Genomic DNA, 12,629 nt, shown 5'->3' with positions numbered 1-12,629 from the left:
ATGTTTTTGCAGTGAGTCATTCCCTGCAAAAACATGGATCGTGGTAATCCTGCTCATCACTGTTCATCCGGTTTACCAGCCGAATATCTGTTTCAGTTTATCATTCAGTATCGTCTGTTGTTTTGGTATAGGACGATAGTAAAACTGGGGCTCTTTAAAAGTACGGCCGGCGCGGTCGGCAGTAAATTTGATATGACCATTGGTGCCGTTGTCGAGGTAGAAATTATTTTCCCCGTTTTTATCCGTGAGATAGAAACGTGACAATTTTGCCCTCACATCAGCGGGTAACCCGGCGATAGAAGAAGTATCTGTAGTGTTTGGCAGTATAGCGATGTCGGCTACGTTGTCGCCACTCATATCAATGCCGCCGAGTGCGGGAACATACATGCCCTGTGGTGCTTCCTGTAAACGCGCGCCTGCTCTCCAACGATTGATATCTTTGAGACGCAGCCCTTCGCAGGCCAGTTCCACTCTTCTTTCACGACGTATTTCCAGCAGCACGCCTTTATTGGCACCGCTTACCTGGTAGGCTGCATTCAGCACCGGGTCCACGTTTCCGTTGGCAGTAACAAGGTTGAGGTCGGGCATTTGCACCCTGCGGCGCAGCAGGTTCACGGATATGTCAAGATCGGCCTGTGTGAGGCTACCCAGTTCTGCTTTTGCTTCAGCGAAGTTGAGCAGTACTTCGGCGTAACGGTATACGGGTAATGCGGTATAGTTAGTTTCCCAGCCCTGGCGTTGTTTCGGATCGCGTGGATAAAACTTCAGCTGATCGTAAGCGCCGAGGTTAGGCTTTGCGATGTAGAGGTTATTATCCTGCGTGGTGGAAAAGCCGGGATAGGCCACTGTTTCGGCCAGGCGCGGATCGCGGTTTTTGAAGGTAGCGGTGAAGCCTGTTTTATCATAGCCTGGCTGTGAAGTGAACGGCGTGCCGTCTTTCATCAGGTAGCTGTATACAAGGCTCTGGCTGAGCGACCAGGTCCATCCGAGTACGGTATGCGTGTTGTTGCCTTTACCAAGACTCTGTGGATAATCTCTCCATTGGATAATTTCTTTGTTGCCGTTTAAGGAAAGACTGGAAAACAAAGTGCGGTAATCTTCCCCGCCTTTGCCGTTATTGTAGATCACATATCGGTTACTGCTTATTACCTGTTGCGCTGCTGATACGGCCTTCTGGAGGAAAGATTCAGCGGTGCCGGCAAGCTTTACTTCGTCGTGATATTTTCTGAATGTTCCTTCGAAAAGGCAGAAGCGGGACATGAGCGCCAGGGCAGCGTATTTATTTACGCGGGTGCCGTTGTCTTTATCATCTACCTTAATATTATCCACAGCAAATTGCAGGTCGGCCAGCACAGAGTCGGCCACTGCGGACCGTGGATCACGACCTTTGTACAGATCGGGGTCTACATCTGTTAATGCGTGGCCGTACCAGGGCACATCAGAATAGGTGGCTATCTTTTCAAAATAAAATCTCGCACGGAAGTAGCGGGCAATGCCTATGTAGTGATTAATGTCGGCAGCATCACCTTTTGCTTTGCCGGCGTTATCCAGCAGGAAGTTGATATCGCGCAGTACATCCCAGTCGTTCCATCCGCCAACGGTGTTTTCGTCGAGGGTGTTGTGCACCAGTTTGTCCATTTCGCTGCCGGTGTTGCCGGAAACGTTATCGGAGTTATTGTCGTCATACGGCGCCGAAAGGTTATCGTCGAATAAACCGTTGATGTAAGTGTTCAGATCCTGTGGTGAGTTGAAGTATGCTTCCGGTGAGATCTCCGTTTGCGGGTTGCGTTGCAGGAAGTCCTTGTTACAGGAAGCTGCTGCACAGCCCAGTATGATGAGTGATAAATAAAGCCTTTTATTTTTCATGTTCCGATGTTTGAATTAATTAAAAGTTCAGGTTTAATCCGAACGAGTATGTTTTCTGGTAAGGATATACAGAACCGTCCAGTCCTTCAGGATCGATATTCGCTTTCAGGTGGGAGATGGTAAAGATATTTTCCGCACTGAAATAAACACGGAAGCGGAGGATCTTGTACTTCTCTGTGATGGACTTTGGAATGGTATAGCCGATAGAAACATTTTTGAGACGGGTATACGCTGCATTTTGCAGGTACCTGGTTTGCGGTGCGCCCAGCTCGGTGGCATCTTCCGCGATATATGATTTCAGGCGCGGGAAGTAACCATTGGGTGTTTCGGGAGTCCAGCGATCGAGGTTGTGTACCTGTACGTTTGTCCACGGTTGTGAATATACACCCCAGAAGTAGTGGTTACCTGCATTGGGGTACCAGTCTCTTTTTCCGATACCCTGGATGAGTGCGCGGAAATCGAAACCTTTGTAGGAGGCGGTGAGGTCGATGCTGTATGGAAAGCGCGGCATATTGTTACCGATTATTTTCCTGTCGCCGGGGTTGCTGATGGTATTGTCGCCATAGTCTACCGAGCCATCGCCATTGAGATCTTTAAATTTCAGATCGCCTACATAGAACTGGTACTGCTGATCGTCTGAACCTACTTTGGATTGTTTGGCATGTGACTTCAGTTCATCTTCGTTCTGGAAAAATCCTTCTGTAACAAGGCCCCAGATATCACCTATTTCCTGTCCCTGGTAGTAGTTGCGGTTTTCCAGTGAGCCGGCGTCGTAGTTGGCGAGCGTACCGGTAGGATTGGTGAAGCGGGTAATAAAGGAACGGCTGTCGGCCACCAGTAATTTTACGCCGTATCCGAAGTCGTTGTTGCCGATTTTAAACTGATCGCGCCAGTAGAGGGTCATTTCCCATCCGCGTGTTTTCAGGTCGGCAGAATTGGTTCTTGGAGCCGGTGCGCCGTATACGTTGGGCAGTTCCTGGCTTTTGGCGAACATGCCGTTGGTATAGCGGGTGTAGCGGTCGTAGCTGAAGAATAATCTTTCTTTCAGCATGCTGAAGTCGATACCGCCGTTAACGGTTTTCACCGACTGCCAGGTGTAGGTGGCGGTAACCGGTGTTGGTGCATATACGCCAATAGGCAGCTGGCCATTTAATACGGAGTTGATGTTACCGGCCGACATGAGCGGCATGTAACCGTAGGCTTTCCATTGCTGATCGCCCAGGGAACCATAGGAGCCGCGGAGTTTCAGGAGATCGATGCCTTTAATATCGCTGAAGAATTTCTCTTTGGAAATCACCCATGCAGCAGAAGCGGATGGGAAGAAGCCCCAGCGGTTATCGGCGCGGAAGCGTGATGACCCGTCGTTACGGCCATTTACTTCTACAATATATTTATCATCGTAGGTATAATTCAGGCGATAGAAGATACCTCTTACAGCCCAATCTTCAATTGTTTGTTTTTCCGTGATATTGCCGGTAGCCAGTTGCGGGGTGGGGTATTGTGTGCTGATGAGTCCCTGCCTGTTTACATTGAATATATTGGTGTAATGGTATTCCTGGTTGAACCCTGCGAGTGCGCCAACGGCATGTTTTTTATTGAATGTTTTGTGGAAGTCGGTGTAAACATTATACACGTTATACTTCAGCTCACTAGTACTGTTGTTGGCGGACGACTGGTTACCGTTGGTATATTGGGTAGGCTGATCCGGCCCGTTGCTGTAGGGAACCGGCAGTGTATAGGATTTACCTACGTTATTTCCGCGGCGGTAGGTAGCATCTCCTTTCAGGGTCCATACATCTTTCACCAGGTTTATTTCTGCGTTGAGCGTGGTCATAAATTCGCTCCAGGTATCTGCGGAGCGGCCGCCACTCTGGAGGTTACCCAGTAATGCCGCGCCGTCTGAAGTCCAGGTACCATCCGGGTTGCGGGGCACGGACAAAGAAGGGGTGCGGTTTGCATTATGAAAAAATAAGTAATCAACGGTATTGGCGGGTTGCGAATAGGTGGTGTTGGTGTACATGGTGTTGCTACCAATTTTCACGCGGTCGTTGATGGTATAGGTAGCTTTTGCACGCATGTTATAGCGTGTGTATTGATCGGGATTATAGCGGAGCATACCATCCTGTTTGTAATAATCTCCGGAGAAGTAGTAGTTCAGTTTTTCATCTCCGCGGGAAATGTTGAAGTTGGCATTATACGCGGGCGCTGTTTTCTGGTATACTTCATGGAGCCAGTCGGTAGATCCGTAATAGGCATATTTTGTTTTATCGGTGGGGCTTACGATTACTCTTGGCAAAGAAGGGTCGTTGGCAAGTTTTTCTGCATAGGCCCTGTCGGCGGCGGGGTACAGATCATACAGTGGTGTGGCGGCATCATGCTTGTATTGCATGGTGGTGAGCGGGTCTGTAATGATTTTTGGTACCAGTCCTAATGTGCGCACGGCGTAGTTGGCGTTGGCATTCATCAGGAGGCGGCCGTCTTTTCCCGATTTGGTAGTAATGAGCACTACCCCGAAGGCGGCGCGGGCGCCATAGATGGCGGCGGAGGCGGCGTCTTTCAGGGTGGTTACGCTTTCCACATCGGCGGGGTTGAGGCGCGACACTTCTTCATTGGTAAAAGGGATGTTATCTACCAGGATGAAGGGATCGCCGCCGTTGATGGAGGTCATACCACGCAGGTTAAATTTTGGTGCGGAAGATACGCGGCCGTTGTTATTGGTGATATTCAGGTTGGGTAATAATCCCTGCAGGCCGTTACCGATATTGGCGATAGGGCGGCTTTCCAGTTCTTTACCGGAAATAGCATCTACCGCGCCGCTGAGATTAGCCCTTTTCTGTTTGCCGTAACCTACTACCACTACTTCATTGAGGCCGCTGGAATTGGCTTTCATGGCAATGTTAAGAGAGGCGCCGTCACGTGCTTTCATCTGCTGGGCTTCGTAGCCAACGTAGGTGAATTCCACGGTGGCGTTTTCGGGTACTTCCAGGGTAAAGCGGCCATCATTATCTGTTTTAGCGCCCTGTGTGGTACCTTTTACCAGCACGGTAACGCCAATCAGCGGGTTGCCGGCTTCGTCGGTTACCCGTCCTCTTATATGAACATTCTGTACGGTTTCACCTGCTTCCAGGATTACCACCAGGTTATCTTTCATGATCTTATATCCCAGCGAGGTGCCTGCGAGCGCCTTATCCAGGATCTCCGCCACCGGAGCATCTTTCATGGAGATAGAGATTTTCCGGTCGGGGATGCTGGCATTTTTGTACAGGAAAGTATAGTCGCTCTTCTGTCCTATGACAGTCAGCAGCTTACCAATGTTAATATTGTTATAATTAACACTGATCCGTTCCTGTGAAAACCCATGTGCGCTTAGTTGTAAGAACCCGGCGCAAAGCAATACGGAGGTTAGTTTCATACGCAATAATAGTTTCCTCATATTCCGCTGGGGAATATGGGAAGGCCACCAATAGCTTTTTTTCATAAATTTGTTTCGTTAGGTTAAATAATGAGCCGTTACCAGATCGTAAGGAAATCGGTTTACATTGTTTAGCCAGCATTTTAAAAGGGGGAATGTTGCTGCATTTCCCTTTTTTTATTTGCTGTCTGCAATAAAAAATCAGTGGATTATCAAGCCATAGATGACGTTTGGATGTTGTGTTTTACCATATGTAAATAACATTTTCTTTCGTGTTCATCTCATAATGAAAGCCCGACATCAGTTGTAATGCCTGCAATACATCTTCAATACTTTGTTTCCGGAATGCGCCTGTAAATACTTCGTGTTTGTATTTATCATTTTTAAAACGCAGGGTTACGTTGAACCAGCGTTCCAGGTCGTGCGATAGTTGTTCAAACGTTACATTGTCAAAGTCGAAGCGGTCGTTAACCCAGGCGGTGGCTGGTTTTTCCGCTGTGGTATGGTTGCCGGCAGCAGCCATTGTTTTTACCGGTGTGATGCTGAAGTTGGTTTTTCTGTTTACAGGTATTTGTTTATTTTCTTTTATGCCGATGATTAATTTTTGTTCCGGTTGCAGCTGTACGGTTTTCCTCGCTCCGCCATGATCATTATCCGGGAAATCCACTTCCACTTTTCCGCTGAGCAGGGTTGTTTCCACGGTGGCATCTTCTGTATAGGCTTTTACATTGAATACAGTTCCCAGCACCCGGATATTTATGTTGCCGGATTGGATGATGAGCGGATGCGCGGGGTCATGCTTTACATCAAAGTACGCTTCACCGGTAAGACTCACCTCACGCTCGCCGTTCAGGAAACGGGTGGCGTCGTATTGGAGGCGGCTGCAGGCGTTGAGTATTACGCTGGTGCCATCTGGCAGTACCACGCTGGTTTTGGAGCCGGTTTTGGTAACCACTTCATTGCGGAAAGCCTGTTTGCGCGGCACGACCGGCCACAGGGTATATGCCGTGATGAGTATAGCGATGCCGGCGGCAATGCCGCTGATCATACGCCAGGGAATCAACCGTTTGGCGGGAGGCAGCTCCTGTTCCTGCTGGAGGAACAGGTTGATGCGGTCCATTCCCTCGCTGGCCAGTTGCTCTTCTTCTGCCGGGGAAAATCCGTTGGCGCTGTTCACGGAACTGATATCCCCGATAATGGTAAAAGCATACTGCAGCTCCGGAAATTGCATCAGTAGCATTTCCAGTTCTTTCAGTTCTTCTGTGGTGGCCTCTCCGGATACTTTCCTGGCCATCAATATATTTACCCGGTTGCGCTCGATCATTTATTTTTATCCGTGTTATATCAGAAGGACGAAAAGAAAATGAAAAACCCCCAAAGCCGCCGGTAAATTTTTTCTTTTCCCGGAAATAGCGCGAATACCACCATTTTGCGCCAAAAAAACACTACTCTAAAAATAAATTCCGGGATAATTTATTTTGTTAACTTTAGCGTAATCTGCGTTATATATTATTGCAACCAATATCAGTGGCTTAAAAGGGATGGATCAGTGTACAATCAATGAATTATTTAAAAACATCACGGTGAACAATGATCAGGCGGCCTTCAAAGCTTTCTATCATCATTTTTTCATCAGGCTGTTGCGTTTTTCCTTCTCGCTTACCCGTAGTAAAGAGGTAGCCGAAGAAATAACGAATGATGTTTTTATGCATTGCTGGCAAAAAAGGCAATCACTGACGGACATAAAAAATCCGCAGGTATACCTGTTTGTGGTAGCGAAGAATAAAGCGATTGATTATATGCGTAAACAGGCCAGTTCCCGGCAGGTAGTTTTTGCAGAAGAAGATAAACTGGAAATTGCCTTTGAAAGCGATCCGGAGCAACTAATGATTTCTGCGGAGATGATCCGTAAAATGGAATATACCATTGAACAACTTCCTCCCAAATGCAAAATGGTATACATCCTTGTAAAACAATACGACCTTCGTTATAAAGAGGTAGCCACCATTTTAAACCTCTCGGTTAAAACGGTGGAAAACCAGCTGGCTATTGCTATGAAGCGCCTCACGGCAGCGGTGAATTTCACATTGGAAAAAGCATAGATCAGGGAATCACTTTCATCTTCTTAAAATTTTCAAATATTTCCAGGAACATCGCTTCGGTATCCACAAACTCGCGGAAGCCTGCACGGCGTGCTTTGCTGCCATCGGCAAAAAAGTCGTAGTCCCACGAAAAAACAAAGTCGCCGAACTTCCAGGACGATACTTCCGCATAGCTGTATTGCAACCCGTATTTTTCCATCATGGTATTCCACAGTGTTTCCTTGTCGACCATTACCACGTCCAGCTGCATAGGAAGGGGCGCTTCCGTTTCCATATCGAAATACCGGGCTATGCGTGGCCACAGATCCGACCAGCGGAAGAGGTCACCGTTGTTAATATTAAACGCTTCATTTGTGCCGGCGTCACTTTCTGCTGCCCATACCGTGGCTTTTGCGAGCAGGCCGGCGTCGGTCATTTCCATGAGTTTATCGTAGGCGCCTGGTTTTCCGGGGAAGCGGAGCGGCAGTCCCAGTTCCTTTGAAATAGCGGCATACACGGCTATCACCATTGCGAGGTTCATAGGATTACCCAATGCAAAGCCACCTACTACAGAAGGCCGTATTGCGGACCACGACCAGGATTTGCCCTGTTGATACGCTTCCAGGAAACGTTGCTGTTCCATATTAAATTCCGGCGGCATAAAGCGACCGGCATCTGTTTCGCGCGCCGGCGTTTTAAACGGACCGAGGTGTGCGCCATAAACTTTGTATCCCTGCATCAGGCTGATGTGTTGCAGGTTAGGGGCAATAGGCGCTACCACTTCAATCACGTTGCGGAGCATGGTCATATTGGGAGGCACGAGCTCCGCCCAGCTGCCACGGTCCTGGTAGGCGGCGTAAAATATATGCGTCACCGTAGTGAGTTGTTTTAGTTGTTGCTCACTGTTTTCCCGGCTTAATAAGTCTACTGCAATGTGCTTTACATTTGCGTTACCGGCGCCGCCTCTTCTGGATAAACCGATAATCTCCCAGTTGGGTTGTGTAAGCAGGTAATCGATAAGATTACGTCCTATTACTCCCTGCGCGCCCGCTATCAGGGCTACTTTCTTATTATTATGCTGTTCCATATCTGTGTTGTATTTTTAACAGTACAAAGATCAGCTCTCCGGGTTGCCTGTTACTTGTACATCCGCGGGGTTCATTGGTATATTTTAAAGAATGAAGAGATACATACAACACGAGTACCTGAAAGTGTCGCACTTTACTGCCCGGGAATGGGAGCATCCGGTGCATAACCATAATCATTTTGAACTCATCTTTATACACAAGGGCAGCGGTACGCATTGCGTTTCGGGGATGAATATTCCGTATGATGGTCCGTGTTTGTTTTTACTGGCGCCCTGTGATGCGCATCATTTTGAAATTACGGCGCCCACTACGTTTACCTTTATCAAGTTTACCAATGTGTACCTGCATGGCACGGGTAACATACGGTTGCAGCAAAGCTGGAACCAGGAGCTGGATCAGCTGTTGTTACAGGCGCGGCAAAAGAGAATGATTACGGCTGTTCATCGTATGGAACCTTTGATACAGCTGGTGGTGGCAGAGTGGAAAGCTGCCGGGCAGGAAAACAGTGATACTGTTTTCTTTTTGTTACAGGCATTGTTTTCCATGATTAAACAGGTAGCTGATCAGGAATTATTGGAAGCAAGCCCTAAAAGCGGCGCGAGGGTAACGCATATTCTTAACTATATTCACGAACATATTCACCAGGCGGATGATATCCAGGTAGAGCAGCTGGCGGAGTTGTTTGGTTTTTCCAAACATTACCTGGGCGCTTTTTTTAAAGAACAAACCGGCAGCACGCTGCGGGATTATGTGAACCAGTATAAATTGCAGCTGTTGGAAAACAGGTTGCACTACAGTGTTTTTTCTTTGAAAGAAATCAGTCATGAGCTGGGGTTTAACGACCAGAGTCACCTGAACAAATTTTTCAGGAGATATCATGCCATGAGTCCTTCTGCTTACCGGGAGCAGGTGCAGGGATAAGATAAACAGGGGAGTACCGGTTGTGGTGCTCCCCTGTTTGTTTTATTTACGGCCAAGTTTTTTGAGCATGCGGGCATGTTCCCACAGGGCGCGTATAAAGGTTGGTTGAACCTGGTAAGGTATGTTAAAGGCAGCCGCCTGTTGTTTCACAATAGGCGCCAGTTTCCGGTAATGCACGTGGCAGATGCCGGAAAACAGGTGATGTTCTATCTGGTAGTTTAACCCGCCGATGCACCAGGATAATACGCGGCTGCGTGGTGCGTAGTTGGTGGTATTTTCCATTTCGTGTACGGCCCAGCTGTCTTTCATTTTCCTGTCGGCGTCCGGGGTGGCGTATCCGGAGGAACTCATAACATGTGCCGGCTGAAAGATACAGGCCAGCAGCAATCCTGCAGTGAAATGCATGAGGAAGAATCCTGCCAGCACCCAATACCAGGGCATCCCGGAGAATATCAACGGCAATACCAGGATATATCCATAGTAAATCACTTTGAACAGGGAGATCCTGAACATGGCCTGTTTTAACGTTACTTTTTGTTTTGAAAGCAGGCCATGACTTTTATAGCGTAATACCTGCAGGTAATCTTTTGCTGTCATCCAGAAAAGCGTCATAAGCATGTAAAAGCCCCATGCATACATGTGCTGGTAGCGGTGATACCAGTGGCGGGGCTGATTGGGAGAGAAACGCAGGAATTTAATACTGTCAATGTCTTCATCCAAACCGGTTACATTGGTATAAGTGTGGTGGAGTACGTTGTGCTGTATTTTCCAGGTAGGTGCATATCCGCCTATGATTTCCAGGATATGGCCTATCATATCATTAATACCTTTTTTGGGAGAAAACGAGCCGTGGTTGGCATCATGCATAATGGAAGCACCAATACCGGTAACCCCCAGACCGGTAAGCAGCCACAGGCCGAGGTACAACCACACGTTTCCGGCGCCGAGGCCCACCACCATCAAAGTATAGGGTACGAAATATAACGAAAGCATTACGATTGTTTTAATCCACATTTCCCTGTTGGCATACACAGAGATGTTGTTAGGGGAAAAGTAATCCTGTACTGCAGCCTTGGCAGATTCTATAAAGCTGTTGTTACCGCGCGAAGCAAAGCGCACTATATGCCATTCATCTTTTTTCATATTACTATTTTAATCAGAAAACGGTGTTGTGATACAGAAAACAAGCAGGAGGGGAGAAGTGCTGATCATTGTATATTCCTGTAATTTACGACAAATGTTTTTAGCAGGCGTTTAGCAGATTTCATCACTATCAAAAAAGGAAGTATATTCGGGTTTGCACATACATAACCTATATAACTGTCAATTATGGAACACCTGCTTACCGTTGACTCGCTGATAAGCCTGTTAACGCTAACCGCACTGGAGATCGTGTTGGGGATCGACAATATTGTGTTTATTTCTATCCTGGCGGGGAAACTGCCGGAGAATAAACAAAAGAAGGCCCGTCGCCTGGGGCTTGGACTTGCCATGTTTGTGCGTATTTTATTGCTGCTGTCTATCAGCTGGATTATGTCGCTGACAAAGCCGCTTTTTAATATGGGCGAATGGATTGGTATACAGAACGCTGAGTGGTTGGGAAAGCTGGCCATTTCTGGTCGTGACCTTATTTTACTGGTAGGAGGTTTATTTCTTATTTATAAAAGTACTGCGGAGATCCACGAAAAACTGGAAGGAGAAGAGCATGCGAATGCCAATGCCAAACCCATGAAGTTCGGGCAGGTGATTGTGCAGATCCTGTTACTGGATATTGTGTTTTCACTGGATTCCGTGATCACGGCCGTGGGAATGGCTGATCATGTGGAGATCATGATTGCGGCGGTTGTGGTATCTGTAGGCGTTATGCTGCTGGCATCCGAAGGTATCAGCCGTTTTGTGAACAGTCATCCTACGGTGAAAATGCTGGCATTATCGTTCCTGCTGCTGATTGGCGTTTCGCTGATAGCGGAAAGCTTCGACCAGCATATTCCAAAAGGCTATATTTATTTTGCGATGGCATTCTCTGTATTTATCGAGGTGCTGAACCTGAAGGTAAAAGCGCGTTCAGAGAAACCGGTAAAGCTGCATAATGAGGCTGAATTGCCTCCAAAGGAAAATTAAGGTAATCATCTTCCAAAAAATATAATAATGGGAAAGCGTATACGATTATGAACGTATACTGCTTTCCCGGATAATTAATTTTCCGGGCAGGATAATTTCTTCAGGAATAAAATTCTTCTTCTTAATATGATTCAGCAGCAGCTGGCAGCTTTTCTTTCCTATTTCAAAGGCTGGTTCAGCAATAGTGGAAAGGGATGGGGAGATGATAGCAGACATCGGGTCGTTGGTAAAACCGATCACGCCCACTTCTTTCCCTACCGCAATATTCTTCTTCTTCAGCGTAACGATGGCGCCCACCGCCTTACGGTCGTTTACCGCAAAAACCGCATCCGGTTTATCATTCAGCTTCCATAATTTTTCAAGGTCATTTTCGCCGCATTCCTGCGTAAACCCGGAATGGATGATCCATTTTTTGCGGATAGGCATTCCATGCTTCCGCAACGCATCCAGGTAGCCATTGAGGCGGCTGGTGGTAAACGTGAGTCCTTCCGGCCCTGCAATGTGCGCTATTTTTTTGTAGCCGTTGGCAATAAGATGCGTGGTAGCTTCAAAGGCGCCGTTGTAGTCGTCCTGCATTACTTTGGAGGTACGGATACCGGCTGCCACGCGGTCGAAGAACACCACGGGTATACCGTCGTCGATGATTTCCTGGAAATGATCACAGGAATCCGCCTGTGAGGAAACCGATACCAGCAGGCCATCCAGGCTGCTGAAAGAAAGATTTCTGATGATGTTTAATTCACGGGCGGCATCATCGTTTGTTACATACAATATGATATTATAATTATGACTGTAGGCGATTTCCTGGATGCCGGTAAATACAGTAGAGAAATAATAATTGGTAATACCCGGCAGTATCACCGCCAGGTTATGCGTACTGTTTTTTACGAGGCCGGTGGCATTGAAGTTGGGCTTGTAGTTCAATTTGGCGGCCATTTCCAGCACCAGTTTACGGGTATCTGCACTTACGTCATACGTATCTCTCAAAGCCCTTGAAACGGTGGATACAGAGATATTCAATGCATGAGCAATGTCTTTTATGGTAGCATAGTGTCGGCGCATTCTTCTTACAGGTGTGGTTGGAATACTTAAATATAATAAATCAATCGGTAACGTTCTCGGTGAATTTTCCAAAGAAAG

The 12,629-nt window shown here is 47.3% G+C and carries 9 protein-coding genes; 3 read left to right on the top strand and 6 right to left on the bottom strand.

The features are described 5' to 3' along the window. Window positions 1-72: 72 nt before the first annotated feature. The 3 genes from B5Z18_RS16810 to B5Z18_RS16800 form a co-directional block, all read right to left on the bottom strand. Entirely contained in the window at window positions 73-1,866 is a 1,794-nt protein-coding gene (locus B5Z18_RS16810; RefSeq protein ID WP_079470644.1) for a RagB/SusD family nutrient uptake outer membrane protein, read from the bottom strand. Between the two features lie 19 nt (window positions 1,867-1,885). After that, window positions 1,886-5,278: a SusC/RagA family TonB-linked outer membrane protein gene (locus tag B5Z18_RS16805; RefSeq protein ID WP_200817294.1), complete on the bottom strand. Its 3,393-nt coding sequence runs from the start codon at window positions 5,276-5,278 to the stop codon at window positions 1,886-1,888. 244 nt (window positions 5,279-5,522) lie between these two features. Then, window positions 5,523-6,602, bottom strand: coding sequence for a FecR family protein (locus tag B5Z18_RS16800; protein WP_079470643.1), 1,080 nt, complete (start codon window positions 6,600-6,602; stop codon window positions 5,523-5,525). 217 nt (window positions 6,603-6,819) lie between these two features. On the opposite strand from B5Z18_RS16800, the gene B5Z18_RS16795 reads away from it, so the two are divergent. Then, window positions 6,820-7,380, top strand: a complete 561-nt coding sequence (locus tag B5Z18_RS16795) for an RNA polymerase sigma-70 factor (RefSeq protein WP_079470642.1) — start codon at window positions 6,820-6,822, stop codon at window positions 7,378-7,380. Window position 7,381: 1 nt separating this feature from the next. On the opposite strand, the gene B5Z18_RS16790 is transcribed toward B5Z18_RS16795, so the two are convergent. Beyond that, the gene (locus B5Z18_RS16790; RefSeq protein WP_079470641.1) at window positions 7,382-8,446 is read right to left on the bottom strand and encodes an SDR family oxidoreductase; all 1,065 of its coding nucleotides are present in this window, start codon (window positions 8,444-8,446) and stop codon (window positions 7,382-7,384) included. A gap of 91 nt (window positions 8,447-8,537) precedes the next feature. Between B5Z18_RS16790 and B5Z18_RS16785 the strand changes: the two genes are divergently transcribed. Further along, window positions 8,538-9,368, top strand: a complete 831-nt coding sequence (locus B5Z18_RS16785; protein ID WP_079470640.1) for a helix-turn-helix transcriptional regulator — start codon at window positions 8,538-8,540, stop codon at window positions 9,366-9,368. A 42-nt stretch (window positions 9,369-9,410) separates the two neighbouring features. Here B5Z18_RS16785 and B5Z18_RS16780 read toward each other — a convergent pair whose 3' ends face one another. Next, a complete protein-coding gene (locus B5Z18_RS16780; RefSeq protein ID WP_200817293.1) occupies window positions 9,411-10,511 on the bottom strand; it encodes a fatty acid desaturase family protein in 1,101 nt (366 codons plus the stop codon). A gap of 186 nt (window positions 10,512-10,697) precedes the next feature. On the opposite strand from B5Z18_RS16780, the gene B5Z18_RS16775 reads away from it, so the two are divergent. Beyond that, on the top strand, window positions 10,698-11,489 hold the full coding sequence (locus B5Z18_RS16775; protein WP_079470639.1) for a TerC family protein: 792 nt from the start codon (window positions 10,698-10,700) through the stop codon (window positions 11,487-11,489). 45 nt (window positions 11,490-11,534) lie between these two features. Here B5Z18_RS16775 and B5Z18_RS16770 read toward each other — a convergent pair whose 3' ends face one another. Next, window positions 11,535-12,551 carry a LacI family DNA-binding transcriptional regulator gene (locus tag B5Z18_RS16770; RefSeq protein ID WP_079470638.1) on the bottom strand — a complete coding sequence of 339 codons (1,017 nt, stop codon included), beginning with the start codon at window positions 12,549-12,551 and terminating at the stop codon, window positions 11,535-11,537. Window positions 12,552-12,629: the final 78 nt, after the last annotated feature.

This window comes from Chitinophaga ginsengisegetis (genome assembly GCF_900168065.1).
GTDB classification, from domain to species: domain Bacteria; phylum Bacteroidota; class Bacteroidia; order Chitinophagales; family Chitinophagaceae; genus Chitinophaga; species Chitinophaga ginsengisegetis.
This window is presented reverse-complemented; position numbering and strand designations above follow the sequence as displayed.

Excerpts from the sequence above, each read along its gene's own strand:
- B5Z18_RS16810 (WP_079470644.1), bottom strand. The coding sequence starts at position 1,866 with ATGAAAAATAAAAGGCTTTATTTATCACTCATCATACTGGGCTGTGCA.
- B5Z18_RS16805 (WP_200817294.1), bottom strand. The coding sequence starts at position 5,278 with ATGAAACTAACCTCCGTATTGCTTTGCGCCGGGTTCTTACAACTAAGC.
- B5Z18_RS16800 (WP_079470643.1), bottom strand. The coding sequence starts at position 6,602 with ATGATCGAGCGCAACCGGGTAAATATATTGATGGCCAGGAAAGTATCC.
- B5Z18_RS16795 (WP_079470642.1), top strand. The coding sequence starts at position 6,820 with ATGGATCAGTGTACAATCAATGAATTATTTAAAAACATCACGGTGAAC.
- B5Z18_RS16790 (WP_079470641.1), bottom strand. The coding sequence starts at position 8,446 with ATGGAACAGCATAATAATAAGAAAGTAGCCCTGATAGCGGGCGCGCAG.
- B5Z18_RS16785 (WP_079470640.1), top strand. The coding sequence starts at position 8,538 with ATGAAGAGATACATACAACACGAGTACCTGAAAGTGTCGCACTTTACT.
- B5Z18_RS16780 (WP_200817293.1), bottom strand. The coding sequence starts at position 10,511 with ATGAAAAAAGATGAATGGCATATAGTGCGCTTTGCTTCGCGCGGTAAC.
- B5Z18_RS16775 (WP_079470639.1), top strand. The coding sequence starts at position 10,698 with ATGGAACACCTGCTTACCGTTGACTCGCTGATAAGCCTGTTAACGCTA.
- B5Z18_RS16770 (WP_079470638.1), bottom strand. The coding sequence starts at position 12,551 with ATGCGCCGACACTATGCTACCATAAAAGACATTGCTCATGCATTGAAT.